This window comes from Shewanella sp. UCD-KL21 (assembly GCF_001957135.1).
Taxonomy (GTDB): domain Bacteria; phylum Pseudomonadota; class Gammaproteobacteria; order Enterobacterales; family Shewanellaceae; genus Shewanella.
In genome coordinates this window covers 1-812 of the sequence record NZ_MPHK01000068.1, presented here as the reverse complement: position 1 = coordinate 812, position 812 = coordinate 1, and the positions used below count along the sequence as shown (strand labels likewise).

The 812-nt window shown below is 49.6% G+C and carries 1 protein-coding gene; it reads right to left on the bottom strand.

From position 1 onward, the window contains the following. Positions 1-812 (bottom strand): cadherin-like domain-containing protein (locus BM739_RS19875; protein ID WP_139326946.1); only part of this gene is annotated, 812 nt, incomplete at both ends.

The following is an 812-nucleotide window of genomic DNA, read 5'->3' as shown; positions in this document are numbered from 1 at the left end:
GCAGTGGCGCCGTCATCGTCGATAACCACTACATCAAGACTGATGTCACCGTTGAAGTTCTCATTCGGGAAGAAAGTAACCGAGCCATCAAGATTATTCGTTAATATGCCGTCGGTGCCTGAGTAAGACACTGAGTCTAGACTGACAGTGCCATCCACATCACTGCTGTTTGCCAGTAACTGCTCAGCGCTAATGGTGATTTGGCCATCTTCGTTGACTGTGTAACTTGTGCTGCCTGCAACCGGCGCATCGTTGACATCGGCAACTGCGATATCAATGTTTGCTGGGGTCACAACGGTGCCATCGCTAACACCAAATTCTAATTGCACATCGCCATTGAAGTTTTCGTTTGGCGCAAAGCTATGGGTGCCATCACCATTGTCGGTCAGTACCCCGTCGGWGCCGGTGTAAGTGACTGAATCAATTGATAGGTCATCACCATCGATATCGGTAGCGCCAGCCAGTAGCTGCTCATCGGTAATGATGATAATGCCGTCTTCATTCATCTCGAATGCGACATCAGGTGCGACTGCGGCATCGTTGATTGGGTTAACGGTTAAATCAACACCTGTTGCTACTGTGGTAGTGCCATCAGAGACATCAAAGCTTAAGTCTAAATCGCCATTAAAGTCCGCATCTGGGGTGATGGTGAAGCTGCCATCGGGGTTAGCCACCACGGTGGCATTATCGCCGACGCTGAGGTTTTCAGCGCTTAGGCTGTCACCATCGATGTCAGATGCATTAGCCAGTAATTGCTCTTGGCTTAGGGTAATTGAGCCATCTTCGTCTACCGAGTAAGCGACATTACCATC